The sequence below is a fragment of the Kribbella sp. NPDC055071 genome, assembly GCF_053608045.1.
In genome coordinates, this window is record NZ_JBSGUS010000003.1 from 167,418 (window position 1) to 192,500 (window position 25,083).

Here is a 25,083-nt window from a genome sequence, read left to right on the forward strand (position 1 = left end):
CCTTGACTGCACCCAGTACCCACCGGCTCGGGGGCGACACCCCGAAGCCCGCTGTACGGTATGCTGGCATACCATGAAGCGAACCACAGTGAAGCTCCCCGACGAGCTCGATTCCCGGCTGCGGCACGAGGCGGCACGCCGTGGAATGACGATCTCGGAGCTGACTCGTGAGGCCGTCGAAACCCACCTGGCCAACGGCCGGACCAAGCGGCGACGGCTGCTGGCGGCCGGTGCCGGGCGGAGCGGACAGTCGGATGTGTCGGAGCGGATCGAGGAGATCCTCGCGGCGGAGGTCGACCGATCGCGCTGATCGTCGATGCCGGTCCGCTCTACGCCTACGTCGACGCGGACGACAAGCATCATGAGGAATGCCTCGAGCTGCTGGCCACCCATCCAGGTCCTTTGCTGGTGCCGATGCTCGTCGTCACCGAGGTGACCTATCTGCTCGCGAGCCGGCTCGGGCCGGTTCCGGAGATTCGCTTCCTCGGCGATCTCGCGAACGGCAATCTGGTCGCGGAGCCCGTCGTTCCAAGGGACTGGCTTCGCATTGCCGAACTGACGTCGGTCTACCGCGATCTGCCGTTGGGGACGGCGGACGCGTCGGTGATTACCGCGGCCGAGCGTCTCGGCGTCGAGGAGGTGGCAACGTTGGATCGCCGCCATTTCAGCGTCGTCCGGCCCATCCACTGTGAGGCATTCCTGCTGCTTCCCTAAGCATTCAAGGCGGCGCGGACCTCGTTGAGACGGGCTACGTAGCGGGGCCAGCCGAAGCCGGTTCTGGTGTAGGCGGTGGTGGTTTCGGCGACCAGGGCGGTGGCTCGGGCGTGGTCGCCCTGGGCCAGGGCAAGGGCGGCGGCGACGGCGCGGCCGGCCAGCCAGGAGGTGCTGTACTCGGGGGTTTCGGCGAAGACGGCGTCGAGAAGCGTGGCCGCCTCGACGATCTCGCCCTGGCGGATGAGGAGGTCGGCCAGGTCGATGTAGGCGTGCGTGATGCCGGTGTCGTCGGCGATCGCGTAGTCGACCGCGGCCCGCAGGAACTTCTCCGCGTCGTCCAGGTGGCCCTGCTCGATCGCGACCAGGCCGCGGATCACGTCGTTCAGCGGAAGGATCTGCCGGTCGTCGAGGCGGCGGGCGTAGTGATCCGATTCGGCCGCTGCGCGCAGGGCGTCGTCCAGCCGGTTCAAGCTGATGAGTGCGCCGGCCAGGTTGCTGAGTCCACGGGACAGGCCGTGCTCATCGCCGTACTCGCGGTCGGCGACGATGCAGACGTCGTAGCATTCGAGCGCCTTCTCCGGCTGACCGGCGTACACATACAGGGTGCCGAGTGCGTCGGTGAACGACGACAGTCGGCGTTCGTGCTCCGGCGACGTACGGGCCAGCGCCTGGCCGGCGAGCAACGGGGTGAACGCGTCGAGGAGGTGACCGCGCTCGATCTCGACGATGCTGCGGTAGTAGAGCGCCGTCAGCGTGAGCGTGTCGTCGTCCTGTGTCCGGGCCAGCGCCTCGGCCTCGGACAGCAACGCCGCCGCCTCGTCGAACCGGCCGCGCATCGTCAGCACGAAGCCGTGGTTCGACAGCGCGGTGATCCGCTCGCCCGTGATCGCGCCCGGTGCGTTCGTCAACGCGCCGAAGTGCCGCGCGGCCTCGGCATACCAGCCGCGGATCAGCCAGGGGGTGTGCATGGCGAGCGTGAGCCGCAGTGCGACCACCGCGCGGTCCGTGCCGGGCGCGCGATCCAGGATGTCGAGCAGATTCGGCCACTCGGCGAAGACGTCGGCGACCGATTCGGCATGCGCGAAGTCGTCGTCGCTGCGTCCGGCCGCGAGCACATAGTTCAGCGCCCAGTCGAGCTCGGCCGCCCGGACCAGCTCGGTCTCGCCGGCCTCTTCGAGCTTCGCCAGCGCATACTCGCGGACGGTCTCGAGCAACCGGAACCGCCGGCCGTTCACGGCCTCGACCGTCAGCAGGCTCCGGTCGGCCAGCTCGGTCAACGCGGGTGCGACGTCCCGCGGATCGAGGGCGACCTGCTCGGCTGCCTCCAGCGTGAACCCGCCGGCGAAGACAGCGACCCGACGCAGTACGGCGCGCTCCACGTCCCCCAGAAGTTGGTGACTCCAGTCCAGTGCGGCGACCAGACTGGTGTGCCGCAGCTGCGAATCACGGCCGCCGGCCACGAGCAACCGCATCCGATCGGCCAACCGCTGCGCCAACTGCGGAACGGTCAGCGTCCTGGTCAGACCGGCAGCCAGCTCGATCCCGAGTGGATACCGGTCGACCGCCGTACAGATCGCTGCGACCTGCTCCGGATCGGCTCCCTGCGCATCGGCAGCACAGCGCTCGGTGAACAGCCGGGCCGCGGCGAGCGCGTCCAACGGCCGCATCGGCCGGACCTCCTCGGCGCCGAGCTGCAGCGGCCGCTGCGACGTCACCAGGACCGTCAAAGTAGGTGCCCGCCGCAACAATCCGCTGACGATCTCCGCGACCTGCTCGACCACATGCTCGGCGTTGTCGAGCACCAGCACCGAGCCGTCCAAGGCCGCAGCAGCCGCCCCCAACGGGTCGTGACCGCTGGCGTCATCGCCCACGATGGCTTCCAGTACGGCGCTCTCACGCTGGAGTGGAGCCAGTTCGACCAGTCGAACGGCGCGACCCGACACTGCCCGCGCGGCCTCGAACGACAGCCGCGACTTGCCACTGCCGGGACCGCCGGTCAGCGTGGTCAGACCGGGCTCGCCGAGCCGCTTGACCAGCGACGACAGCTCCTTCTCCCGGCCGACGAAACTCGTCAGCGGCGACGGGAGCTCGGCCGCCGGGCCCTCCGCCGGGACGGCCGGGGGAGGCGTCGATTCAGTGGCCTGCAGCAACAACGTCGGGTCCTGCCGAAGCAACCGCAACTCCATCGCGGCGGTGTCCGGCGCCGGGTCGACGCCGAGCTCGTCCGCGAGCCGGGTGCGCAGTTTCGCCATCCGGGCCAGGGCATCCGCCTGCCGGCCGGTCCGATAGAGGGCCAAGGCAAGCAAACACCACAGGCGTTCGTGCAGCGGGTTCTCGGCGGCGAGAGCCTCGAGCTCACGGCCTGCCTCGGCCGCGTGACCGAGCGAAAGCTCGGCAGACAACAGCTCCACCTGCAGGGTCAGCCGCCAGGCATCCAGTTGCTCGCCCTCGGCAACGGCGTACGGAATCGTCCGGAGGTCGGCCAGCGACGACCCGCGCCAGTGCGCGAGGGCGTCCCGGGCTGCGCTGCGGACCGCGAAGTGGTCGCCGGTGCGGACCGCAGCGTGCATGCGCTCGGCCGCCGCGCGGGCCTCGGCCAGGTCGGTGAGCTCGGCCGCCAGGGCGTAGCCGCCATTGACGCGGGTCAGCGAGTTGGGGGAGTCGATCGCGGCCCGGAGCCGGGACGCCAGCACGCGCAACCGCTCGGTCGGGCGGGCCAGATCGACGTCACCCCACAGGTCGGCCGCGAGCCGGTGATCCGGGACCGACATGCCGCCGGCCAGCGCGAGCCGGACCAGCAGCGCCCGCTCCAGCGGACGGTCGACCGAGATCGAGGCACCGCCGAGCCTGACGACCAGAGGCCCGAGGACCAGGACCTCTAGTTGCGGCTCGGGGGGCATACCCGCAAGTATTACAGTGGTCGCTCACCCACGCTCTGTAATTCTCATCTCGCTGAGGATTACTTAGCTGAGATTTGGGGTAATCCTTACCGTTCGGCCAACTGGGCCGCCGCAGCCATCGGGATGCGGAGCCAGGTCGGCCGGTTCCGGGCCTCGTAGAGTGTCTCGTAGATCACTTTGTCGGCCAGGAACGCGTCGAGCAGGACCTTCTGCTCGCGTGGATCCGTCCCGGCGACCTCGGCGTACCCGTCGCAGAAGGCCTGCTGGTTGCGGCCGGCCCACTCCGCGGCGCGGTAGGCGATCTGCTGGTCGCCGTTGTGATCGGCCAGCAGCAGCGACCGGGCCGCGTAGTCGAACGAGCGCAGCATCCCGGCGATGTCCTTGATCGGGGTGTCGAGCGCCCGCCGTTCGATCAGGGACTTGGCCGGCTCACCCTCGAAGTCGATCAGCTTCCAGCCGTCGATGGTCCGCAGCACCTGACCCAGATGGAAGTCACCGTGGATCCGCTGCACCGTCACCGCCTGCCCGTACGACGCGAGTGCGTCGAACGCGCGGGCGAGACCGGCCGCATACGGCTGGAGCTCGGGGATCGCGGCGGCCGCCTGGTCCAGCCGCCGCCGCATCGCCGCCGCGCTCTCGACCAGCTTCGCGGGCTCCCAGATGTCCGTCCCGAGCGCTTTGGCGAGCTCGGAATGGACCTGAGCGGTGCTCGCGCCGAGCCGGTGCGACTCGCCCGCGAAGTCGCCGCCGACCTCCTCGGCGTGCAGGTCGGCCTCGGCGTACAGGTCCCGCACCGACGAGGTCGCGAACGTCCAGCCGTCGGTCGCGTTCTTCTGGAACGCCGTCATCATCGCGAGCTCACCGTTGTCGGTGCCGCCGCCGGCGCGCGGCCAGCTGCCGCGCGCCGATCCGAGCACCTCCGGGACCAGCTCGGACCCGGCCTCGGTGAGCGCCGACTCGATCTCGACGCCGGGATTGCTCCCGGGCTCGAGCCGGCGGAACACCTTCAGCAGCGCGACATCGCCGAAGACCAGCGACGTGTTGCTCTGCTCGACGGTGAGGACGAGCGACTGCGCGTCCTCCGGTACGACGAGGCTCCGGTCCGGAGCGTGGACGGGATGGAACTCCAACCCGTCCAGCCGCCGGCCGTGGGTCAGCCCGTCGAGCCAGTACGGCGTCGCTTCCTTGTCGTGCAAAGCGTCGTACACCCAGACCTGCGCGTCGTCGAGGTCGGGCTCGGACCACTCGCCGATCAGCGCGTGGCCGAGATTGTCCACCGGGGCGCGGTGGTAGCTGACCGGGAGTTGGTAGACCCGGATCGGGATCTCCACCCCGGGAGGCCCCGAACAGTAGACGAACCCGATCCGGACCGCGGGCCAGGCGTCCGCGCCGGACAACCACACCGAGGTGGCCATCGCGTCGACACGGACGTCGTGTCCCTTCTCCCCGAACCACCTCTGGCCCGCACAGAAGGACTGGACCTGGTCCAGATGGGAAGTCACGAATCGCTCTCCTCATGGTCAGCCGGCACCGGCAACCGGAACCAGTAGAAACCGTGCGCGCCGAGCGTCAAAAGGTAGGGCAACTCACCGATCGTCGGGAAGTGCACACCACCGAGCAGCTCGACCGGATCCACCCCTTGCCACTGCCGCAGGTCCAGCTCGATCGGCTGCGGGAACCGGGACAGATTGTTCACGCACAGCACCACGTCGTCACCGAACTCGCGAACGTACGACAGCACGCTCGGATTGGATCCCCCCAGGTCCGTGAAGGTACCCATGCCGAAACACGGGTGCTGCTTACGGGTCTGGATCATCCGCCGGGTCCAGTGCAGCAACGAGGACGCGTTCTCCATCTCGGCCTCGACGTTCACCGCCTGGTAGCCGTAGACCGGATCCATGATCACCGGCAGGCTGAGCTTGCCCGGTGTCGCGGTGGAGAACGACGCGTTCCGGTCCGGGGACCACTGCATCGGCGTCCGCACGCCGTCGCGGTCACCGAGCCAGATGTTGTCGCCCATGCCGATCTCGTCGCCGTAGTACAGGATCGGGGAACCGGGCAGGCTGAGCAGCATCGACGTGAACAGCTCCATCTTGTTCACGTCGTTGTCCAGCAGCGGCGCGAGCCGGCGGCGGATCCCGATGTTCGCCTTCATCCGCGGGTCCTGCGCGTACTCGCCCCACATGTAGTCGCGGTCCTCGTCGCTGACCATCTCGAGCGTGAGCTCGTCGTGGTTGCGCAGGAAGATGCCCCACTGGCAGGTGTCGGGGATCGCTGGAGTCTGAGCCAGGATCTCCGAGATCGGGAAGCGGGACTCGCGGCGTACGCCCATGAAGATGCGCGGCATCACCGGGAAGTGGAACGCCATCTGGCACTCGTCGCCGCCCGAGCTGCGGTCGCCGAAGTACTCGACCACGTCGGCCGGCCACTGGTTGGCCTCGCAGAGCATCACCCGGTCGGGGTAGTTCGCGTCGACCTCCTTGCGGACCCGCTTGAGGAACTCGTGGGTGCGCGGGAGGTTCTCGCAGTTGGTGCCCTCGGACTCGAACAGGTACGGAACGGCGTCCAGCCGGAAACCGTCGACCCCCAGGTCGAGCCAGAACTTCAGCGCCTCGATCATCGCGTCGCCGACGGCCGGGTTCTCGAAGTTCAGGTCCGGCTGGTTGGAGTAGAACCGGTGCCAGAAGTACTGTCCGCGCACTGGATCCCAGGTCCAGTTCGAGGACTCGGTGTCGACGAAGATGATCCGGGCGTCGGAGTACTTCTCGTCGGTGTCCGACCACACGTAGAAGTCGCCGTACGGACCGTCGGGGTCTTCGCGCGAGGCCTGGAACCACGGATGCTGGTCCGAGGTGTGGTTCATCACGAAGTCGACGATGATCCGGATCCCGCGCGCGTGCGCGGCGTCCATCAGCGCGGCGAAGTCGGCGATCGTGCCGACCTCGGGCATCACGCCGGTGTAGTCGGAGATGTCGTACCCGCCGTCGCGCAGCGGTGACGGCTGGAACGGCGGTAACCAGAGGCAGTCCACGCCGAGCCACTCGAGGTAGTCGAGCTTCTCGGTCAGGCCTTGCAGGTCGCCGACGCCGTCGGCGTTCGAGTCCTTGAAGGACCGCACGAGGACTTCGTAGAAGACGGCCCGCTTGAACCACAGCGGGTCACTCTTCGTCAGTCCGTGGTGCTGCTCCGGCAGCATGTCGGTCACGCTCACCTCCATCGGGTGTCTCCAAACCTAGCGGTACTGCGCGTGTAACTGGGCTTGCCGCCACGACGTGACAGCGATGTGTGGAACCACCCGGATCCGCACTGGTCCCGTACCCCGTTCGAGGGTTCACAAAAAGGGGAACAACACGATGAAGCCGGACGAACCCACTGATGTGGTGACGCCGTCGGTAGGACGGTCCCGCAAGGCGTTCCGCCTAGTCTGACCGCCCTTTGCCAGTACAAGCAAATGGGGGCCCGATCCCCCTATCCGACCGGCACCCGATCGGGTGCCGGCCGGGCCGATCGGCTGTTTCAGCTGCGGCGGAAGATCCCTTTTTTCTTGGGTGCGGCCTGCTGGCCGCCCTGCTGACCTCGCTGGCCTTGACCCTCCTGACCGGTGCCGCTGCCGGCTCGACGTTGACCGCCGTTGGCCAGTCTCTGCGCGGCGTCCGTGTCGGCCGCTGCCTGGGTGTCCCGCGCCGGTGCCTGGGCCTGCTTCTCGATCGACCGCCAGGTACCGGCCGCGATCTCGTCGCCGTGCTTCGGGACGACGACCGACTTACCGCTCGGGTCCTGCCACACCTCGTGGCTGCCCTTGCCGCGACCCTTGACGGGTGCGAAGCCCTTCTTCTTCAGCTCCCGCTCGGCGTCACGACGCTTCTTCGGAGCCGCCATCAGCCGTCGACCTCGACGGTGACGGTCACCTGCTCAGGTACGCCGACCACGTCGGCCAGGGCGATGATGGCCTCCTTCAGGTCCTCGATGGCCGCTTCCCGCGTCGCCCCATCACCGTTGGCGAAGGAGTCCGGGTTCAGTGCGGCCGAGGCGCACCAGGTGCCGTTCTCGTCCTGCTCGATGGTGAAGGGAACTGTGATGTCGCGTTGCAACTTCGCCTCCTGGTTACTCAGTGTTTCCGCGATCGTAGGACCGGGCCAGGGTCAGCGTAGGACGTCAGTTGCGGGGGTCTGTGGATTTGCGGGGGCGGCGGGTGTATTTGGTGAAGCCGGCTCGTTCGGCGTCGGCTTCGGTGCGGAACCAGACTTCGGGTTTGGTGCGGCCGTAGTAGGGCGAGTCGGGGGTGTGGAACAGCATCGACTGGGCGTTGCCCTTGATGGTGAAACCGTCCGGCGCGGCCTGGTGCGGTACGGCGTCGGCCGACCCCGCACCGAAGCGTCCGGGCGGGGTTTCGGCGTACTCCCGCGACTGCAACGGCTGTGGAGGTTTCGGGGCGTCGGCCGGCTCGATGTCGTCGAAGAGCGTCGGGTCGGGCTCCATCAGTTCGGAGAACGGCTTCGCGGCGGGCTTCTCGGGTTTGGCCTGCACCGCGGGTTCGGCCGGGTCGGCGACCGTGGTTGCGCCGACGAGGACCTCTTCCTTCTCCTGCTCAGGTTCTGGGTCTGCGGCGAGCGGGGGAGTGCGGCGTTCGAGGAGGATCCACGTGATGACGGCGCCGACGAAGAAGGCCAGGAGGGACCACGGCCAGTTGTTGCGGAACAGCCAGCTCATCAGCGGTCTCCTCTCGCCGGGGTGCGGACCAGCCGGTGGACGATCCAGGCGGCCGCGCTGCCGAGTACGAACGCGACCAGCAGCAGGACCCAGGTCTGTGCGATCAGCCAGCTCATTCAGTTCCCTTGCAGTACTCGGATCTCGGCTCGGCGGTTCTCGATCCGGCCGCCGGCGGTGGAGTTGGACGCGATCGGGAAGGCCTGGCCGTAACCGGTCGAGTGGATGTGGTTGGCGGCCACGCCGAGCTTGACCAGTTCGGCCTTGACCTCGGCGGCCCGGCGTTCGGACAGCGGCAGACTGCTCGCCGGCGACCCGAGGTTGTCGGTGTGACCGGCCACCTCGATGAACGCGTCCGGACACGTCTTCAGCAACGCGGCCGCCTTGACGACGGTCGGCTTCGATGCGTCGTTGACGATCGCCGTACCGGACAGGAAGTTGATCTTGTGCTGCCGGGTGAACTCCGACAGCCGGCTCGGGAACGTCCGGCACGCTTCGCTGACCTGAGCCACCGGTGGCGGCGGAACCTCGAGCTGGTTGGCGATCACGGCACCAGGCACGGCCTTCGCGGCGGCCCGGGCCATGGTGGCCTTGGTCGCCTGGTCCGGCACCTCACCCGACAAGGTGAGTGTGCTGCCGTCCCACCGCACCGACGCGTCACCGCTCCCCACCGCGATCGCGGACAACAGCGAGGACACCGCAGTCGCGTCGGGCAGGCCGTTCGCGTCGATCGTCGTGCGGTCGTCGTACTCGCGATTGTCTCCGAGCACCTTCGCGACCTCGGCGGCGATCGCGTCCTGGACCGCTTGATCCTTGACCGCACCCTGCACTCGGATCGACTGATCGGTCCGGCCCACCTCGAACGGCGAAACCGCCGGCTCGGCGGGTGGAGCGGCCGACGGTGACGTCGTCGCACCCTCGATCCGGACCGTACGGACGCCGTCGACGGATCCGACCACCTGACGCACGAGCTCGGCATCGACACCAGCCGGTACGACGACCTTCGCATCGCGACCGTCGAAGTCGATCGAGCCGGTCTCGATCCCGCGGGCCTGGAGTGCGGCCAGGGTCCGATCGTGCAGATCGTCCTCGGTGGTGCCTGCCCTGGCCGGGATGAGGATCGCCGTCAGCAGCACCGGGACGGCGAGGGCCGCGAGCAGCCAGATGACGAGCGGTCGCCGAACGAGCGGCCGTCGAACCGGACTGGGCACTGTTCCTCCGTCGGATGCGGTCAAGAGTGACCGTGCGCGAGGAGATTACTCCGCTTCGCACTCCCACCGCACGCCGATCGGCAACTCCCGGACGGCGTGTCGGATCGCGGTGGTGAACGGGTTACCTGCCGCGACGCGATGATCACGAGCTCATTTTTATTCGGTTAACTTCTTTTCTTAACTGGATGTGGTCGATAGGGTGCGGACAGTTCCTCTTCCGCCCCCCAGGAGGTAACTCTCATGCGTCTGCGTTTTCTGGTTCTGGCCGCCGCGACGGCCCTTCTCGGCGCCGGTCTGGCGTCGCCCGCCATCGCCGCTCGACCAACAGCTGAACCGGCGGCCCAGTCGGCGGCCCAGTCGGCGGCACAGTCGGCGGCACAGTCGGCGGCACAGTCGGCGGCACAGTCGGCGGCACAGCCCGCCGCACAGCCCGCCGCTGGTAAGAAGGTCGTCGGCTACTTCACCGAGTGGGGTGTCTACGACCGCAACTACCACGTGAAGAACATCAAGACGAGTGGATCGGCCGCGAAGCTGACCACGATCGTCTACGCGTTCGGCAACACCACCGGTGGCCGTTGTGCGATCGGCGACTCGTACGCGGCGTACGACAAGTTCTACGACGCGGCGTCGTCGGTCGACGGCGTCGCGGACACCTGGGACACCGGTGCGCTGCGCGGCAACTTCAATCAGCTGCGCAAGCTGAAGAAGGAGTTCCCGAACCTCAAGGTGGTCTGGTCGTTCGGTGGCTGGACGTGGTCCGGCGGCTTCACCGACGCCGCCAGGAACCCGACCGCGTTCGCGGACTCCTGCTACAGCCTGGTCAAGGACCCGCGGTGGGCCGACGTGTTCGACGGCATCGACATCGACTGGGAGTACCCGAACGCCTGCGGCCTCAGCTGCGACACCTCCGGCCCGAGCGCCTTCAACAACGTGATCACCGCGTTGCGTAACAAGTTCGGCTCGTCGGCATTGGTGACCGCCGCGATCACGGCCGACGGTACGAACGGCGGCAAGATCGACGCGACCGACTACGCCGCCGCGGCCGGGAAGCTCGACTGGCTGATGCCCATGACCTATGACTACTTCGGGGCATTCAGCTCACAAGGCCCGACCGCGCCGCACTCGCCGTTGACGTCGTACGCCGGAATCCCGACCGCCGGCTTCTACAGCGATGCCGCGATCCAGAAGCTGAAGTCGAAGGGCATCCCGGCGTCCAAGCTGCTGCTCGGGGTCGGGTTCTACGGTCGTGGCTGGACCGGGGTCACGCAGGCCGCGCCCGGTGGTTCAGCGACCGGCGCGGCGCCCGGCAAGTACGAGGCCGGGATCGAGGACTACAAGCTGATCTCGACCCGCTGCCCGTCCACGGGGACGGTCGGAGGTACGGCGTACGCGTTCTGCAACGGGCAGTGGTGGGGCTATGACACGCCTGCCACGATCCAGACCAAGATGACGTACGCGAACAACCAGGGCCTCGGCGGCGCCTTCTTCTGGGAGCTGTCCGGCGACACCACCAGCGGCACGCTGATCAGCGCGGTGAAGACGATCGGCTGACCCCTGCCAACACCACTGCAGGACCGCCGGCCGCGCCCGCCGCCCCGGGCCCGGCCGGCTCTTCACGTGTCCTTGGCTGCCCTTGTCCGGCGCTTGTTCGGCCCATGATCGGCCCATGATCGGCACAGCTGTGCGCACGCTGTGTGTTTGCGATCAGGTTCTGCTTCGATTTTGGCCCGTCCGCGGTCTTGTCCTTTCTCGGACAGGGCGCATATGTGCCAGCCCTGCGCGCGGGGAATCCCTTGACTTAGTTCGTGCCGTGAACCGTACTTGTGGCTGGCCGGCGTTGGATTGGGGAGGGGCTTGCCATGCAGAGGTCGTCGGATTCGTCGTTGATCATCGGGGTGGCTACCTCGACGGCCGAACGGGTGCAACTCGCGCGGCTGTTGGGTGGGGCGGACGCACTGCTGCTGGTGTCGAGCGCGGATCAAGCCCGGGCGTTCCTGGAGCTCACCTCGGTCACTCCGGTCGGTCCCGTCGTACTGACTCCGACGGTGCTGCCCACCGTTGCCCAGATGCCTGTGGCTGCTCAGGTTTCGGCTGCCCAGCTGCCTGTCGCTGCCTCGATCGAGGCTGTACCGGTCGAGGCTGCTCCGGTCGAGGCTGACCAGATCGAGCTCGACGAGGGGCGCAGAGTGGTTCGGTGGAAGGACCGTGAGGTCTCACTGACCCGGCTGGAGCACGACTTCCTGCACTGCCTGGTGGCGGAACCCGGACGCGTCTGGACTTACCAGCGCTTGCACCACGCAGTCTGGGGCAACGAACACCTCGGCCACGGCTCCCACATCCACTCGGTGGTCAAGCGCCTGCGCCAAAAGCTCTCCAACCTGGGCGCCACTGTAACGATTCACGCCGTCCGCGGCGTCGGCTTCCACCTACTACAGACCGCCTAGCGCGCCCGCCCCGTTTCTAGACCGGGAACAGGCCCGGCCCCGGACAATGTGTCCGGGGCCGGGCGTTTCTACTGCGTTGTGATTACTTGATCGACTTCAGGGCGAAGTCTTCGGTTACTGGCTCACCGGCGACCAGTTTGGTGGTGCGGGTCTGGGGCTTGTAGCCGTCCTTGGCGGCGATCAGGGTGAGCGGGTTGTTGCGACGGTCCAGCCAGTAGGCGTACTTGCCGTCCTTGTCGGTGATGAAGGTGTACGACTGTGCCCACGAGTCCACCTCGACGGTCGCGCCCGGGAGCGGTGCTGTGACGCCGGTCGAGCTGACGCTCGTGACGGTGCCTTGCAGCTTGCTCCAGGTGTTCGGGGGAGTGACGACCATCGTCACGCCGACCGGTGCGACCGTGTAGGGGGTGTTCTCGCCGATCGTCACGGCACCGCTGTAGGTGCCGGGCTGGTCGACGTTCGCGGTGAGCGTGACCTTGACCGTCGTCGACTGTCCCGGGGCCAGGGTGGCCTCGGTCTTGTCGAGCGACAACCAGCTCACGTCCGCCGCGGACTCGGAGCAGTCCTCCAGACCCGGCAGGACCTCACTGTCGACCGTGGCGGTGAAGCCACCGGACGAGCCACCGACCTTGTAGAAGCCACAGGCCGCGCCACCGCGGTAGCGTGCCTGGTTGGCGTTCGGCAGGGCCGTCCAGCTGTCCGTCGCCGGGTCGTAGGAGAACCCGGCGTTGGTGACGGCACCGGCCTGGACACCGCCGACGACAAGAAGTTTGCCGTTGGCAACGGCGTACGACGCCGCCCAGTGGTCGGCCGGAGCATCGGCGATCGCGGTCCAGGAGTCCGCTCCCGGGTCGTAGACGTACGCCGACTTCAGCGAGTTCGTGCCGTCGTTACCACCGGCGCAGTAGACCTTGCCGTCGATGGTGCCGCAGGACGCGAACGCGACCGACTGCGGGTAGTTCGCCAGTGTCTGCCACGAGTTGGCGGCCGGGTCGTACCGGACCACCGTGTTGCTCATCGGCAGGCAGCTTGCGGTCGTGCAGCCACCGACGGCGTACAGCTTGCCGTCCGCGACAGCCTGGCCGGCCGCGGCCCGCGGCGCCGGGTTGGCCGCGAGGGCCGTCCAGGCGTTCGCAGCCGGGTCGTAGGACCACGTCGCCGCGTCCGGACCGGATGCACCCCAGCCGGAGCTGGCGATGATCTTGCCACCCACGACGCCGACGGTGATGGCGTTACGGGCGGCCGGCAGCGGAGCGATCGGCGTCCAGGCCAGCGACGCCGGGTCGTACACGTAGCTGTTCGCACTCGAGGCCGAACCGTTGCCACCGGCAATCGAGTAGGTCTTGCCGTCGAGGCTGACCACCCGGTTGTCCATCACTGCCGCCGGGTAGTTGGCGATGCTCGTCCACGGTGCGGCCTGCGGCTGTGCGGCCGCCGTGCTTGCCGTGGCCATCTTGCCCGACAGCAGATTGGCGAACGTCGTCGGCACGGAGAGCCGCTGCAGCGGCGCGCCCGTGCTGTTCAGCACCTGGGACTTGGTGGTCTTGGTGCCGTTCGCGTTCTCCAGGACGAAGCCGTTGTCCTTCTCACCGAACTTGACGTTGACGTCGGCGCCACCGGTGTTCTTGACGGTGAACGACTTGGTCACCTTGCCGCTGGGCAGCTTGAGGTTGCCAGTGATGCTGCCCGGCGTGACGCTGAGCTGTCCGGCCTTCAGCGAGAAGTCGGCCGGGGTGACCCAGTCCGCCTCGACGTTGACGGTCTGGTTCGCCGTGACGTAGTTGCCGGCCTTGGCGGTGAAGCCCTGGTCGCCGTCCGTGGACGAGTACAGCCAGTAGAAGCCGTCGTTCAGGCCGGTGTCCTCGGGCGTCGCCACGGTGGTACCGGACTCGGAGCTGCCGTCACGGGTGACGACGGCGCCGTTCAGGAAACCGTTCGTGTTGGCGTCCTTGACGTTGCCGACGACGATGCCGCCGCCGGTCGGCTCGCAGGTGATCTGGCTGCCGATCAGCACGCTGTCGACCTCCCACCACCATTCGTACGAGGCGTTGTAGTAGTGGAAGCGAACCTGTACGGCGGACTTGCCGGCCGCCTGCGGGATCGCGATCTCCTTGACACCGCGCAGGTCCGCGGCCTGCGCGGCCACGGTGCTCCAGGTGGCACCGCCGTCGATCGACAGGTCGACGTCGGCCTTCTCGCCGGACAGGTAGTTCAGGTCCTGGTTGAACCGGATCACCGGGGCGGTGACCGCGCTCAGGTTCACGACCGGGCTGACCAGCGACGTGTCCTGCGAGCCGGCCGGACCGTACTTGTCGCTGTCGATGACCGCGAACTTGCCGCCACCACCGGACAGGTTGCCCCGGTTGCCCGGGTCGTTGAACTGCCAGACCTGACCGTTGCCCTTGCCGTCGACCACGGTCCAGCCACTCGGGACCGCACCGGAGTCGAACGTCTCGTAGACGCCGTCGGAGCCGTTGCGGTAACCCGGCGCCGTGGCGCACGCGTCGGACCGCACCGGAACCGCGATGTTCTTGGTCAGGTTGCCGCTCCCGACCGTGATCGGCTGGCTGACCGTCTGGTAGCCCGGGTACTGCGCCTCGACCTTGAGCGAGTACGCCGCACCGGACGGAACCTTCAGGCTGAAGCGACCGTTGGTCGGCGTGGTGTAGTCGAACACGCCACCCGGACCCTCGACGCTCACCTTCGCGTACAGCGGCCAGCCGTGGCCGGAGCCGTCCGTGATGGTGCCGCCGACGCTCACCTGCGGGGTGCTCGCCAGCGCGAAGTCCTTGACCGTGGTCTGACCGGTGGTGATGCTGACGGTGGCCGTCTGCGTCCCGTACCCGAACGACGCCACGGTCAGGTCGTAGCTCCCTTCCGGCAGGACCGAGGAGTACGTACCGGTGCTGCTGGTGGTCAGGACCTTGTCAGGCTGACCGGCGGCCTTGACCGTCACGCTGGCACCGGCGATCGCGGCACCACCGGTGGCGGCGGTGACCTTGCCGGACAGAGTGCCGGTGTTGCCGATCGGTGCGGCGTTCAGCAGGGCCAGTGCGTCCAGACGGCCCTGACCGAACACGTTGTTGTTCTCCGCGGTGCCACCGCACGAGGTGTCCGGCGCGTCGACCGCGGTCTGGTTCAGCAGCGCGCGAGTTGCCGCCACGTCACCCTTCAACGTCGGCGACGCCGACCACAACAGCGCGATCGTCGCCGCGAGGTGTGGTGTGGCCATCGACGTACCGCTGAAGCTGCCGTAGGTGTTGCCCGGCAGGCTGGACCGGACGTTGACGCCAGGCGCCGAGATGTTCGGCTTGATCACGCCGTTCTGGCCGGAACCGCGGCCGGAGAACGAGGCGATGTTGTTGTTGATGTCATAGGCGCCGGCGGAGTAGATGCTCTGCTCGCTACCCGGCGAACCGCTGGTGTTACAGCCCGGTCCGCTGTTGCCGTTGGCGAACGCACCGAAGATCCCGGACGCGGTCCAGGCGTTGGTGACGTCCTCCATGAACGGGTCGTTGGACGGCAGCGTGCTGCCCCACGAGTTGTTGATGACGTTCGGCCGCTTGCTCGCGTCCGGGTTCTGCCCGGCGAGGTTGGTCGGCTCGAGCATCCACTGACCGGAGCTGATCAGTGCTTCGTCGCTCGGGCAGCAGCCGTTCGCGGCGATCCACTTCACCCCCGGCGCGACCCCGACCTGGTTGCCCGCGCCGTCGTCGCCGACCATGGTGCCCATCGTGTGGGTGCCGTGGCCGTTGCCGTCGGCCGGTGCCGTCGGCGAGGTGCCGGCCGCGTCGAACCAGTTGTAGTTGTGGTCGAAGGTGCCGTCACCGTTGTTGCCGCGGTACTGCTTCACCAGCGCCGGGTGGTCGTACTGGACCCCGGTGTCGATGCTCGCGACGACGATGCCCTCACCCTTGTCGCCGTACTGCGACCAGACCTGGTTCGCCTTGATGTTGGCGACACCCCACTCGACCGCCTGGACCTCGTGCTCGGTCTGGGCCGGGGTCACCTTGGGGACCTCGACCTTGGTCGGGGCGTACAGGCCCTCGACCTCGGTGTGGGTGGCCAGGCTCTGGGCCAGCGTCAGCGTTCCGCTCTGGATGCGGATCGCGTTCGTACCCCAGAACGCCGTGTACTTCACGTGCTGTGCGTCCAGCTCGGCGCGAATGCCGGCCTGGCTTTCCGCGGCGGTCTTACGCAACGCGGCGGCCACGGCGGTGCCGCGCTCGTTCCAATCGGTGATGCGGCTGGCGGCGGTGAGGTCGGCCTTCGCGCCGAAGCGGACCCAGTAGTCCGAGACGGACTTGGCGTCCTTGCCCTCGAGTTGCGCCGCCAGTTCCGGCTTGATTTTTGATGCCGGAGTGGCTTCTGGTTTGGTGGGCGGCGACGCCTGCGCCTGGCCGGCCGCGGCCAGCCCGGTCGCCAGAACGGCCACCGTCGCCAGGGCACCCACCAGTGATCTGGCGAGTCCCCTTCGTGGTTGATGTGACATCTCTGCAGCCCCTCACTTGACAGACCCCGAGTCGACTCCCCCGAGTCATCGGTGCAGAGGTGCATGGGGGTTCGCGTTGGGCGGTTGGACCGGTTGGGCGAACGCTCCGTGCCCCCAAGCTCGCGATAGGTGACACCGCGAGCCTGTCGAGGACCCTATGTTTCAGAACAACGTGGTAACAAGCACACCTGGTGAGCAACATGTGACTAGCTGTCGCACCGATCGAGGCAACGTGGTCAAACAGTGGCAGTCCGTTGACGATCCCGGGCAAAGGTTGACATCGTGATCGGATGGTCACCGCCCGTGTCCCCGCCCCTGCGGACGACGTCGATCTGACCACGACCGGTCCGGAGTCGTTTCCGTTGCTGATCGCGGTCGCGGCCTCGGCCGAGCAGCGCGTGCAACTCGCCGAGCTCGTCGACGGCGTCGCCCCGCTGCTGCTGGTCTCCAGTCTCGACGAACTGCGCAAGCTGCTCGTTCCAGCGCAGCAGCCACCACCCGCCGCCCCCGAGCAACCGGAACCACCGGAGCCCGCCGAGGTCGACACCACCACCGTCCGCCGCACTGACCGTGAGCACCCCGACGAACCGGACGCCGACGTACTGACGATCGACCGGATCCGATCGCTCGCTCGCTGGCGCGGCCGGGAGATCCAGTTGACCGAGCTCGAACACGACCTGCTCGCCCGGCTCACCTCGGCGCCGGTTCGCGTCTGGACGTACGACGCTCTGCACCAGACCGTCTGGCGCAACCGGCACCTGCGTGGCACCGCCGACGTGCACTCGGTGGTGAAGCGCCTGCGCCGCAAGCTCGACGAGCTCGGTACGACGGTCACGATCGACGCCGTCCGCGGGATCGGGTTCTGCCTCACCGATCACCAACGCCCGGCGATCATCGGATTGCGCGCGGGGTAGTTTCTGCTGATGTGACCTTCTCAGCGCTGAGCCACCTCGAGTGCCCGAAATGTGGATCCGTCCACGACGCCGACCAGATCATCGGGCTGTGCCCGTGCGGATCACCCTTGCTCGCCCGGTACGCGCTCCCGTCGATCACGCTGACTCCCGCCGAGCTGGCCTCCAGGCCGCCGAACCTGTGGCGGTACCACGAGCTGCTGCCGGTGCGGTCCGCGGCCAACATCGTCACGCTGGGGGAGGGGATGACGCCGCTGCTGCCGATGCCTCGGTACGGTGCCGCGGTGGGCGTCTCGCGCCTGCTGATGAAGGACGAGGGGCTGATCCCGACCGGGTCGTTCAAGGCGCGGGGTGCGGCCGTTGGGGTGTCGCGGGCTTACGAGGTCGGCGTACGAAAGATCGCCATGCCGACGAACGGGAACGCCGGGTCTGCGTGGGCCGCGTACGCCGCTCGTGCCGGGATGGAAGCGTTGATCGCGATGCCGCTCGCGGCGCCGGAGATCTGCCGGCGGGAGGTGTCGGTCGTCGGCGCCGAGCTCGTCCTGATCGACGGGCTGATCGGGGATGCGGCGGCGTATGTCCGTCAGCAGGCGGGGTACTTCGACGCGTCGACGCTGAAGGAGCCGTACCGGATCGAGGGCAAGAAGACGATGGGGTTGGAGATCGCCGAGCAGCTTGGCTGGCAACTCCCGGACGTGATCGTCTACCCGACCGGAGGCGGCGTCGGCATCATCGGCATCTGGAAGGCGCTCGTCGAGCTACGCGAACTCGGCTGGATCACAGGCCCACTGCCGCGATTGGTCGCCGTACAGTCCACTGGTTGCGCCCCGATCGTCCGCGCCTGGGAAAAGGGCCTCCCGGAAAGCGAGCCGTGGCCAGACGCCCACACCGTTGCCTTCGGCATCACTGTGCCTAAAGCGTTGGGGGACTTCTTGGTCCTTCAGGCGATCGCGGAGACCAATGGATGCGCGGTCGCCGTCGACGACGAAGACATCCTCAGCGAACAGCACGAGGTAGCCCGCCTGGAAGGCACCTTCATCTGCCCGGAAGGCGCAGCCAACTTCGCGGCTATCCGCGCCTTGCGCGAATCCGGCTGGATCCACGCCGACGACCAGGTTGTTGCCCTCAACACCGGCGCCGGCCTCAAATACCCAGAAACCGTGCCGCTGTAGATCGGTAGGAAACACGCATGACAGGGCGAAGCCTTCGCTGGATCCTTGGGTCATGAACTCTGAAGAGACCAGGAAGTCGTCAGCGGCCGAGATCGTGATCACGACGCTTGCCGAGCGACCGGCGTACCGCGAACGTCTGTCCGAGATGGACGGTGTTTGGCCGGAGTTCATGATTCACGATCCGATCGGCAATGTGTTCTTCGGGCGGGTACCGGATCACTTCCCGGATCAGTGTGTCGTCGCAACCGACGACGGCGAACTGATCGCCCATGGCCGGAGCATCCCGTTCGCCTTTCCGACCGAGATCCGCGCGGAGCTGCCGAGTGGTGGCTGGGATCGGGTTCTGCACTGGGGATTCGACGACCTGCGAGAAGGTCGGCAGACCAGTGTGTCGAGCGCGTTGGAGATCGTCATCCGGCCGTCGCATCTCGGCAGCGGGTTGTCGCACGACCTGCTCGCCGCCATGCGCGCGGCGGTTCAGGCGAAGGGTCATACGGCTCTCTACGCGCCCGTCCGCCCCAACGGGAAGGCCGACCCGCGGCAGCCGATGGATGAGTATGTCGAACAGCGCAGAGACGACGGCCTGCCGGTCGACCCCTGGCTGCGAGTGCACGTCAAGGCAGGCGGAACGATCATCGGGGTTGCGCCACGATCGATGGTGATCACCGGCACTCTGCCCGAGTGGCGCCGCTGGACCGGCCTCCCCTTCACCGAAACCGGCGACGTCCTGGTCCCGAAGGCGCTCACACCAGTCCACTGCGACGTCACCCACAATCACGCCGTCTACGTCGAACCCAACGTCTGGGTACGCCACGACCTGCCAACCGCGCGTTAACTCGCTGCCTGACAGGTTTTATGCCTGGCCGCGGCGTACGGCGAGGATGTGGGCTGGTTCTCCGTTGGGATCCAAGCGGATGTAGTTCTGTTGGCCCCAGCGCCAGGTTGCGCCGGTGATTTCGTCGTAGACGGTGAAGGTGTCTTCGGGGCGCATGCCGAGGGCGGGCATGTCGAGGTGGACCATCGACTCGCGGACGGAGTGCGGGTCGGTGTTCACGACGACGATGACGGTGTCGCTGTGGCCGTCCGGTGCGGTTGTGCGCTTGGAGTAGCACATGATCGCTTCGTCCTCGACCGAGTGCAGGCTGAGGTTGCGGAGCTGCTGCAGGGCCGGGTGCCGGCGGCGGATCGTGTTCAGGAGCGTGAGGTACGGCGCCAGCGTGCGACCCTCGGCCGCGGCGGCATCCCAGTCCCGCGGACGGAGCTGGAACTTCTCGGTGTCCAGGTATTCCTCGGATCCCGGCCGGAGTGCCACGTGTTCGAACAGCTCGTAACCGGCGTACACGCCCCAGCTCGGGGATGCCGTGGCCGCGATCGCGGCGCGGATCTTGAAGGCGCCGGGACCGCCGTACTGCAGGTAGGCGGTGAGGATGTCCGGGGTGTTGACGAAGAAGTTCGGCCGGAGGAAGTGGCCGGTCTCCTTGGTCAGCTCGGTCAGGTACTCCTCGAGCTCCCACTTCTCGTTGCGCCAGGTGAAGTAGGTGTACGACTGGTGGAAGCCGACCTTGGCCAGCTCCCGCATCATCGGCCGGCGGGTGAACGCCTCGGACAGGAAGACCACATCCGGGTCGGTCTTGCGGATCTCGCCGAGCAGGTACTCCCAGAAGTTGACCGGCTTCGTGTGTGGGTTGTCGACCCGGAACACGGTGACACCGTGCGAGATCCACAGCTTCACGATCCGCAGGACCTCGGCGTAGATACCTTCGGGATCGTTGTCGAAGTTGATCGGGTAGATGTCCTGATACTTCTTCGGCGGGTTCTCGGCGTACGCGATCGAACCGTCGGCGCGGACGCTGAACCACTTCGGGTGCTCGGTCACCCACGGGTGATCCGGCGACGCCTGCAGGGCCAGGTCGATCGCGACCTCGAGGCCGACCTCGCGGGCCCGGGCGACGAAGTTGTCGAAGTCCTCGAACGTCCCGAGCTCGGGGTGGATCGCGTCGTGGCCGCCGTCCTCGGAGCCGATCGCCCACGGCGAACCGGGGTCGCCCGGCTTCGGGTCGAGCGTGTTGTTCGGGCCTTTGCGGAACGAGTGACCGACCGGGTGCACCGGCGGCACGTACAGGATGTCGAAGCCCATCTTCGCGACGGCCTCGAGCCGGTTGGCCGCGGTCTTGAAGGTGCCGGACTTCCAGGTGCCGGTGGCGTCGTCGTACGTCGCACCCTCCGACCGCGGGAAGAATTCGTACCAGCTGCCGTACAGCGCGCGCTCGCGGTCGACCCACACCGGGTAGGTCTCCGACGAGGTGATCAGCTCGCGGACCGGATACCGCCCGAGCGCGGAGCGGACCTGCGGGGAGATTCCCGCGGCCAGGCGTGCCTCCGGCGGCAACGCGCCGTTCGCGAGTGCATGCGCTGCGTCGCCCAAAGTGTTCCGGTCGGCCCGTACGGCGGGGGGCACGCCGGCCGCGGCCCGGTCGAAGAACGCGGCGCCCTCGGCGAACATCAGGTCGACGTCGATTCCGGCCGGCACCTTGATCTCGGCGTTGTGCCGCCAGGTCCCGTACGGATCGCTCCAGCCCTCGACCGCGAACGTCCACGCGCCCTGCTCCTGCAGGGTTACGTCGACGGTCCAGCGATCGGTGCCCTGCCCGACCGGTGCCATCAGCATCCGTCTGGTCTGACCCGAGGGAGAGGTCAGTACGACGTTCGCGTTGACCGCGTCGTGACCCTCCCGGAAGACCGTCGCGGCGATGGTGAACGTCTCGCCGACGGCGGCCTTGGCCGGATACGCTCCGGCGTCGACGGTCGGGGTGACGTCGGTGATCGGGATGCGCCCAGTCATGGCGTAGACGAACCTTCGCTTTCCGAGTTGTGGGTCGGCGGGTGAACTACAGGTCTGACGTTATCGGTTCCCAGTACCCATCCGTGACATGTAGTGGTCACGGTTCGGTCCGAGCCGTGGAACATTTGTGTTCGTAGGCCAACACCCTCTGCAAAATCTTGCTGGTGTTGCAAGATCGATGCATGCCGGGGGTGTTTGCTGCCCCTGTGGCCGGTACGGTGTCCCGGTGCGAGCGATACGACGATTCTCCGTCCGCCCTGTCCTGCCCGAGCCGCTGACCGGCCTCGGCACCCTGGTGAACAACCTCCGCTGGGCCTGGCACCCGGAGACCCAGGACGTCTTCGAAGCGGTCGACCCCCAGCTGTGGCGCAGCACCGGCGGCGACCCGGTCAAGCTGCTCGGCGAGGTCCCGGCGGCGCGCCTCGACGAGCTGGCGGGAGACCACGCCTTCCTACGCCGGCTCGAACTGGCTGTAGCCGACCTGGACGGCTATGTGACCGACGACCGGTGGTTCCAGACCGAGGCCGGTACGCCGGTCGACGCCGTGGCCTACTTCTCCCCGGAGTTCGGCATCACGCACGTGCTGCCGCAGTACTCCGGTGGTCTGGGCATCCTGGCCGGTGATCACCTCAAGGCCGCCAGCGACCTCGGCGTACCGCTGATCGGTGTCGGTCTGCTGTACCGGCACGGCTACTTTGCGCAGTCGCTGAACCGCGAGGGCTGGCAGCAGGAGCGTTACCCGCTGGTGGATCCGGACGGGCTGCCGATCAGCCTGCTCCGCGACGGCCCGGAGCCGAACGCCGCCCCCGCGACCGTGACGCTGACGCTGCCTGGTGGCCGCCAGCTGCACGCGCAGATCTGGGTCGCCCAGGTCGGCCGGGTGCCGCTGCTGATGCTCGACTCCGACATGGAGGAGAACGAGCCGGCCGAGCGCGAGGTGACCGACCGGCTGTACGGCGGTACCACCGAGCACCGGCTGCTGCAGGAGCTCCTGCTCGGCGTCGGCGGGGTCCGCGCGGTCCGCAAGTTCTGCGCGATCACCGGTCACCCGGCGCCCGAGGTGTTCCACACCAACGAGGGCCACGCCGGATTCCTCGGTGTTGAGCGGATCCGCGAGCTTGCCTCTGACAAGGACCTGGACTTCGACACCGCGCTCGAGGTCAACCGCGGCGGCACAGTGTTCACTACTCACACACCGGTCCCGGCCGGGATCGACCGGTTCCCGGTCGAGCTGATCCAGCAGCACTTCTCGCCGGACGTGTTCGGTCCGGGTGTCCCGATCGAGCGGATCCTCGAGCTCGGTGCCGAGGACTTCGAGGGTGGCGACCCCGCGCTGTTCAACATGGCGATCATGGGTCTGCGGCTGGCACAGCGGGCGAACGGCGTCTCCAAGCTGCACGGCGTCGTCAGCCGGGGGATGTTCTCCGGTCTGTGGCCGAGCTTCGACCCGGTCGACGTACCGATCTCCTCGATCACGAACGGCGTACACGCGCCGACGTGGGTGGCGCGGGAGATCCACGACCTGACCTACGCGAACTACACGGCCGAGGGCGACTCGGTCTTCGAGGGTCTCGACAAGACCACTGACCAGCAGATCTGGGAGACCAAGCGGATCCTGCGGCAGCGGTTCATCGACGACACCCGGTCCCGGGTGCGGCAGTCCTGGATCAACCGTGGTGCCAGCGACGCCGAGCTCGGCTGGGTCGACTCGATCCTCGACCCGGACGTTCTGACCATGGGCTTCGCGCGGCGGGTTCCGTCGTACAAGCGGTTGACGCTGATGCTGCGCGACCCGGCCCGGCTGAAGGCGCTGCTGCTGCACCCGCAGCGGCCGGTGCAGATCGTCATCGCGGGCAAGGCGCACCCGCACGACGAGGGCGGCAAGAAGCTGATCCAGGAGATGGTCCGGTTCGCCGACGATCCTGAGGTGCGGCATCGGATCGTGTTCGTGCCGGACTACGACATCGCGCTCGCGCAGCCGATGTACCCGGGCTGCGACGTCTGGCTGAACAACCCGCTGCGCCCGTACGAGGCGTGTGGCACGTCCGGCATGAAGGCGGCACTGAACGGCGCACTGAACCTCTCGATCCGCGACGGCTGGTGGGACGAGTGGTACGACGACGAGTTCGGCTGGGCGATCCCGTCCGCCGAGGGGATCGAGGACACCGAACGCCGCGACGACCTCGAGGCGCACGCGCTGTACGACATCATCGAGAAGCAGGTCGCACCGCGCTTCTACGACGGCGCCGTGCCGACCCGCTGGATCGAGATGCTGCGGCACACGATCAAGGAGCTCGGCCCGAAGGTCCTCGCGACCCGGATGGTCCGCGACTACGTCGAGCAGTTGTACGTGCCGGCGGCCAAGTCGTCGCGCTCGCTGAACTCGACGTACGACGGCGCCCGTGAACTGGCCGCGTGGAAGAAGAAGGTCCGTACGGCGTGGCCGGAGATCCGGGTCGACCACGTGGAGCTGCAGGGACTGGGCGACGTACCGGAGCTCGGGACCACCGTCGGTATCCGCGCGTTCGCGGCGATCGGCGACCTGACACCGGCCGACATCTGTGTCGAGGTCCTGCACGGTCGCGTCGACACCAACGACGAGATCACCGACCCGGTCCGGGCGTCGCTGTCGCTGGCGGAGACGTACGAGGGCAACCGGCACCGGTACGAGGGTGAACTGAAGCTCGACCGCACCGGCCCCTTCGGCTACACCGTCCGCGTCATCCCCAACCACACCGGCCTGGCCACCCCCGCCGAAATGGGCCTGGCCGCCGGCCCCGACGCCCCCACCCCACCCGACCTCCCAGCCGGCTCCGAGTTCTAACCCCGCGACCCCGCCTGCCTCACCAGGCGGGGTCGATTTCTTCCTACGTGGTCCAGGGGTCGGTGGGGGAGGCGGCGGGGTGGAAGCCGTGGGATCTGGCTACCTCGGCGGCTGCGGACAAGCCGTGGCCTACCCGGTCGGGGGTGTGGGCGTCGCTGCCGAAGGTCAGTTGGCGGCCGCCTTCCTCGTGCCACCAGGTGAGGATGGCGGGATCTAGGGGGAGCTTGGTGTTGAACTCCAGGGCCAGGTCTGCCTCGGCGAGGGTGCGGAGGGCGGGGCGGAAATCGTCCTCGAAGTCGTGGGGATCGAAGGGCGGTTGGTCGTCGGGCCAGTAGCGCACCGGGTAGTCGATGTGGGTGAACACCTGGTAGACATCCGACCCGGCAACCATCGTCGGGATTTCCTGCAGGTACTCCCGGAAGACGTCGGCTGCGGGGCGGAGTGTGAAGAGTTCGCCGGGTTCGGCGTACCCCTGCTCGTCCCGCAAGCAGTGCAGTGAACCGAGCACGCGGTCGAACGTCCCCTTGGCCAGTACGTCGGCCACCTCGCGCGCGTGCAGATGCGGCTGACCGATCTCGAGGCCGGTCAGGATCCGCAGCTCCGGATACGCGGCCCGGCACCTCGCCACCGACTCCAGGTATCCGTCCACGTCTAGCGCCGGAACCCGCAGTACACCCCCGGAGATGAACCGGCCGAACCGTTCCTCCAGGTCCCCGGCCCGGAACGGCGTGAAGTCGAGGTGCTCGGTGAAGGCGATCACCGGCACCCCGGCCTCGATCGCCCGGGCACACGATCCGTCCATCGAGGCCCGGTCGGTGTCCCAGGACCACTCACTGTGCGTATGACCGTCGGCGGGGAGATCCACA

Annotated in this window: 18 protein-coding genes; 8 read left to right on the forward strand and 10 right to left on the reverse strand. The window is 67.8% G+C overall.

The genetic code is table 11. The annotated features are described in order from the left end of the window. Positions 1–73 precede the first annotated feature (73 nt). A complete protein-coding gene (locus ACWF4Z_RS07445) occupies positions 74–310 on the forward strand; it encodes a ribbon-helix-helix domain-containing protein (RefSeq protein WP_452242115.1) in 237 nt (78 codons plus the stop codon). After that, on the forward strand, positions 310–714 hold the full coding sequence (locus ACWF4Z_RS07450; RefSeq protein WP_452242328.1) for a type II toxin-antitoxin system VapC family toxin: 405 nt from the start codon (positions 310–312) through the stop codon (positions 712–714). The genes ACWF4Z_RS07445 and ACWF4Z_RS07450 overlap by 1 nt, the downstream gene beginning before the upstream one ends. On the opposite strand, the gene ACWF4Z_RS07455 is transcribed toward ACWF4Z_RS07450, so the two are convergent. The 7 genes from ACWF4Z_RS07455 to arfA all read right to left on the reverse strand — a co-directional run bounded on the left by ACWF4Z_RS07455 (position 711) and on the right by arfA (position 9,532). Continuing rightward, positions 711–3,614, reverse strand: coding sequence for an ATP-binding protein (locus ACWF4Z_RS07455; RefSeq protein WP_452242116.1), 2,904 nt, complete (start codon positions 3,612–3,614; stop codon positions 711–713). The two genes, ACWF4Z_RS07450 and ACWF4Z_RS07455, sit on opposite strands and share 4 nt — an antisense overlap. Before the next feature lie 86 nt (positions 3,615–3,700). Next, positions 3,701–5,116 (reverse strand): maltokinase N-terminal cap-like domain-containing protein, encoded by a 1,416-nt coding sequence (locus ACWF4Z_RS07460; RefSeq protein WP_452242117.1) that lies wholly within the window; start codon positions 5,114–5,116, stop codon positions 3,701–3,703. Beyond that, the gene (gene treS, locus ACWF4Z_RS07465) at positions 5,113–6,831 is read right to left on the reverse strand and encodes a maltose alpha-D-glucosyltransferase (protein ID WP_452242118.1); all 1,719 of its coding nucleotides are present in this window, start codon (positions 6,829–6,831) and stop codon (positions 5,113–5,115) included. The genes ACWF4Z_RS07460 and treS overlap by 4 nt, the downstream gene beginning before the upstream one ends. Positions 6,832–7,130: 299 nt before the next feature. Then, entirely contained in the window at positions 7,131–7,493 is a 363-nt protein-coding gene (locus tag ACWF4Z_RS07470; RefSeq protein WP_452242119.1) for a type II toxin-antitoxin system HicA family toxin, read from the reverse strand. Then, on the reverse strand, positions 7,493–7,705 hold the full coding sequence (locus ACWF4Z_RS07475) for a type II toxin-antitoxin system HicB family antitoxin (protein ID WP_452242120.1): 213 nt from the start codon (positions 7,703–7,705) through the stop codon (positions 7,493–7,495). Before ACWF4Z_RS07475 ends, ACWF4Z_RS07470 begins: the two co-directional genes overlap by 1 nt. Before the next feature lie 64 nt (positions 7,706–7,769). Further along, positions 7,770–8,324 (reverse strand): sunset domain-containing protein, encoded by a 555-nt coding sequence (locus ACWF4Z_RS07480; protein ID WP_452242121.1) that lies wholly within the window; start codon positions 8,322–8,324, stop codon positions 7,770–7,772. 116 nt (positions 8,325–8,440) lie between these two features. Further along, on the reverse strand, positions 8,441–9,532 hold the full coding sequence (gene arfA / locus ACWF4Z_RS07485; protein WP_452242122.1) for a channel-forming protein ArfA/OmpATb: 1,092 nt from the start codon (positions 9,530–9,532) through the stop codon (positions 8,441–8,443). 240 nt (positions 9,533–9,772) lie between these two features. Between arfA and ACWF4Z_RS07490 the strand changes: the two genes are divergently transcribed. After that, positions 9,773–11,083, forward strand: coding sequence for a glycoside hydrolase family 18 protein (locus tag ACWF4Z_RS07490; RefSeq protein WP_452242123.1), 1,311 nt, complete (start codon positions 9,773–9,775; stop codon positions 11,081–11,083). Positions 11,084–11,391: 308 nt separating this feature from the next. Beyond that, positions 11,392–11,976 (forward strand): winged helix-turn-helix domain-containing protein, encoded by a 585-nt coding sequence (locus ACWF4Z_RS07495; RefSeq protein ID WP_452242124.1) that lies wholly within the window; start codon positions 11,392–11,394, stop codon positions 11,974–11,976. An 82-nt stretch (positions 11,977–12,058) separates the two neighbouring features. On the opposite strand, the gene ACWF4Z_RS07500 is transcribed toward ACWF4Z_RS07495, so the two are convergent. Next, a complete protein-coding gene (locus ACWF4Z_RS07500) occupies positions 12,059–16,411 on the reverse strand; it encodes a S8 family serine peptidase (RefSeq protein WP_452242125.1) in 4,353 nt (1,450 codons plus the stop codon). Positions 16,412–16,758: 347 nt separating this feature from the next. Between ACWF4Z_RS07500 and ACWF4Z_RS07505 the strand changes: the two genes are divergently transcribed. The 3 genes from ACWF4Z_RS07505 to ACWF4Z_RS07515 are packed head-to-tail and all read left to right on the forward strand — an operon-like array spanning position 16,759 to position 19,386. Continuing rightward, positions 16,759–17,382, forward strand: coding sequence for a winged helix-turn-helix domain-containing protein (locus tag ACWF4Z_RS07505; protein ID WP_452242126.1), 624 nt, complete (start codon positions 16,759–16,761; stop codon positions 17,380–17,382). 11 nt (positions 17,383–17,393) lie between these two features. Then, on the forward strand, positions 17,394–18,551 hold the full coding sequence (locus ACWF4Z_RS07510; RefSeq protein WP_452242127.1) for a threonine synthase: 1,158 nt from the start codon (positions 17,394–17,396) through the stop codon (positions 18,549–18,551). A gap of 52 nt (positions 18,552–18,603) precedes the next feature. After that, complete coding sequence (locus ACWF4Z_RS07515) at positions 18,604–19,386, forward strand: N-acetyltransferase (protein WP_452242128.1); 783 nt, start codon at positions 18,604–18,606, stop codon at positions 19,384–19,386. An 18-nt stretch (positions 19,387–19,404) separates the two neighbouring features. On the opposite strand, the gene ACWF4Z_RS07520 is transcribed toward ACWF4Z_RS07515, so the two are convergent. Beyond that, the gene (locus tag ACWF4Z_RS07520) at positions 19,405–21,393 is read right to left on the reverse strand and encodes an alpha-1,4-glucan--maltose-1-phosphate maltosyltransferase (RefSeq protein WP_452242129.1); all 1,989 of its coding nucleotides are present in this window, start codon (positions 21,391–21,393) and stop codon (positions 19,405–19,407) included. 226 nt (positions 21,394–21,619) lie between these two features. Here ACWF4Z_RS07520 and glgP point away from each other — a divergent pair, with 226 nt between their 5' ends. Beyond that, the gene (gene glgP / locus ACWF4Z_RS07525) at positions 21,620–24,217 is read left to right on the forward strand and encodes an alpha-glucan family phosphorylase (RefSeq protein WP_452242130.1); all 2,598 of its coding nucleotides are present in this window, start codon (positions 21,620–21,622) and stop codon (positions 24,215–24,217) included. A gap of 43 nt (positions 24,218–24,260) precedes the next feature. On the opposite strand, the gene ACWF4Z_RS07530 is transcribed toward glgP, so the two are convergent. Beyond that, a complete protein-coding gene (locus ACWF4Z_RS07530) occupies positions 24,261–25,082 on the reverse strand; it encodes a PHP domain-containing protein (protein WP_452242131.1) in 822 nt (273 codons plus the stop codon). Position 25,083 lies beyond the last annotated feature (1 nt).

Excerpts from the sequence above, each read along its gene's own strand:
- ACWF4Z_RS07445 (WP_452242115.1), top strand. The coding sequence starts at position 74 with ATGAAGCGAACCACAGTGAAGCTCCCCGACGAGCTCGATTCCCGGCTG.
- ACWF4Z_RS07455 (WP_452242116.1), bottom strand. The coding sequence starts at position 3,614 with ATGCCCCCCGAGCCGCAACTAGAGGTCCTGGTCCTCGGGCCTCTGGTC.
- treS (WP_452242118.1), bottom strand. The coding sequence starts at position 6,831 with ATGGAGGTGAGCGTGACCGACATGCTGCCGGAGCAGCACCACGGACTG.
- ACWF4Z_RS07470 (WP_452242119.1), bottom strand. The coding sequence starts at position 7,493 with ATGGCGGCTCCGAAGAAGCGTCGTGACGCCGAGCGGGAGCTGAAGAAG.
- ACWF4Z_RS07480 (WP_452242121.1), bottom strand. The coding sequence starts at position 8,324 with ATGAGCTGGCTGTTCCGCAACAACTGGCCGTGGTCCCTCCTGGCCTTC.
- ACWF4Z_RS07490 (WP_452242123.1), top strand. The coding sequence starts at position 9,773 with ATGCGTCTGCGTTTTCTGGTTCTGGCCGCCGCGACGGCCCTTCTCGGC.
- ACWF4Z_RS07495 (WP_452242124.1), top strand. The coding sequence starts at position 11,392 with ATGCAGAGGTCGTCGGATTCGTCGTTGATCATCGGGGTGGCTACCTCG.
- ACWF4Z_RS07505 (WP_452242126.1), top strand. The coding sequence starts at position 16,759 with ATGGTCACCGCCCGTGTCCCCGCCCCTGCGGACGACGTCGATCTGACC.
- ACWF4Z_RS07515 (WP_452242128.1), top strand. The coding sequence starts at position 18,604 with ATGAACTCTGAAGAGACCAGGAAGTCGTCAGCGGCCGAGATCGTGATC.
- ACWF4Z_RS07520 (WP_452242129.1), bottom strand. The coding sequence starts at position 21,393 with ATGACTGGGCGCATCCCGATCACCGACGTCACCCCGACCGTCGACGCC.